The following is a 1,339-nucleotide window of genomic DNA, read 5'->3' as shown; positions in this document are numbered from 1 at the left end:
GCCATGAAGATGCGGGGCATGACGGGGAAGTGGAAGGCCATGTGGCACTCGTCGCCGCCGGACTGGTAGTCGCCGAAGTAGTCGACCACGTCCTCGGGCCACTGGTTCGCCTCCGCCAGCAGCACCTTGTCGGCGTACTGGGCGTCGATCTCCTTGCGCACGCGCTTCAGGAACTCGTGCGTGGCCGGGAGGTTCTCGCAGTTGGTGCCCTCCTGCTGGTACAGGTACGGCACCGCGTCCAGCCGGAAGCCGTCGATGCCCAGGTCCAGCCAGAACTTCAGCGCGGAGATCATCTCCTCCTGGACCGCCGGGTTCTCGTAGTTGAGATCCGGCTGGTGGGAGAAGAACCGGTGCCAGTAGTACTCCTTGCGGATCGGGTCGTACGTCCAGTTGGAGGCCTCGGTGTCGACGAAGATGATCCGCGCGTCCTGGAACTGCTTGTCGTCCTTCGCCCAGACGTAGTAGTCGCCGTAGGGACCGTCGGGGTCTCTTCTCGACTCCTGGAACCACGGGTGCTGGTCGCTGGTGTGGTTCATGACGAAGTCGATGATGACGCGCATGCCGCGCTGGTGGGCGGCGTCGACGAACTCCACGAAGTCGGCCAGGTCACCGAACTCCGGCAGTACGGCGGTGTAGTCAGAGACGTCGTAACCGCCGTCCCTGAGCGGCGACTTGAAGAAGGGCGGCAGCCAGAGGACGTCGACGCCGAGCCACTGCAGGTAGTCGAGTTTGGCGGTCAGACCCTTGAGGTCGCCGATGCCGTCACCATTGCTGTCCTGGAAGGAACGGACCAGGACCTCGTAGAACACGGCGCGTTTGAACCACTCCGGGTCACGGTCCTTCGCGGGAGTGTCCTCGAAGGTATCCGGAACGGGCTCGTTGACGATCATTTTGTGGGTGACCCTCCGATCTGCGGGGTGGACGGTCGCAGAACCGTGAAGACGTGCGCGGGTCGCCGACCCGGTTCGAGGCGCACGTAATTGGTCCTGCCCCAGTGATAGGTCTCGCCGGTGAGTTCGTCACGCACCGGCACCGACTCGTGCCATTCCAGGCCGAGTTGCGGCATGTCCAACGAGACCGTGGCCTCCTGGGTGTGGTGAGGGTCGAGGTTGGCGACCACCAGAACCGTGTTCGATCCGCCGCGCTTGCTGTACGCGATCACCTCCTCCTTGTCCGTGGGGTGGAAGTGGAGGTCGCGCAGCTGCCGCAGCGCCGGGCTCTGCCTGCGGACGGTGTTGAGCTGCGTGATGAGGGGGGCGATGCTGCGTCCCTCGGCCTCGGCGGTGGCCCAGTCGCGGGGTTTGAGCTGGTACTTCTCGGAGTCGAGGTATTCCTCGCC

General features: G+C 64.6%; 1 protein-coding gene and 1 pseudogene. Both read right to left on the bottom strand.

From position 1 onward, the window contains the following. The coding region (locus ACWGKT_RS48465) for an alpha-amylase family glycosyl hydrolase (RefSeq protein ID WP_453278816.1) at positions 1-890 on the bottom strand (890 nt) is incomplete at its 3' end. After that, a pseudogene (locus ACWGKT_RS48460) lies at positions 887-1,339 on the bottom strand (alpha-1,4-glucan--maltose-1-phosphate maltosyltransferase); the annotation flags it as partial. The pseudogene ACWGKT_RS48460 and the gene ACWGKT_RS48465, both read right to left, overlap by 4 nt.

Source organism: Streptomyces sp. NPDC054794, assembly GCF_053611585.1.
Note: the sequence above shows the minus strand (reverse complement) of the source record. Positions and strands in the feature narration are given on the sequence as shown.